The 227-nt window shown below is 55.9% G+C and carries 1 pseudogene; it reads right to left on the reverse strand.

The window, feature by feature from the left end:
- Positions 1–227, reverse strand: a pseudogene (locus HMPREF2724_RS00085) (IS21 family transposase); the annotation flags it as partial.

The raw sequence follows: 227 nt of genomic DNA on the forward strand, positions 1-227 counted from the left end.
TAGTTCAACGCTTTGACATGGCACTCAATCCACGCCGGCATCTTCTCGTTCGCAGCGGCCGTGACATACATCAGCCCTGAGTATGGGCTGACCGCGACGAACAGTGACGCCTTGAACGCGGTATCACCACTGGCCTGATCTACTACAGGCACTTTGTCACCGGCCCAGTCAACGTAAAGCTCTTGCCCTGGCTCATGGGTGATAACTTCGACGAGATCGTTGGCACG

The organism is Corynebacterium sp. HMSC071F07 (genome assembly GCF_001810285.1).
Lineage (GTDB): Bacteria > Actinomycetota > Actinomycetes > Mycobacteriales > Mycobacteriaceae > Corynebacterium > Corynebacterium simulans.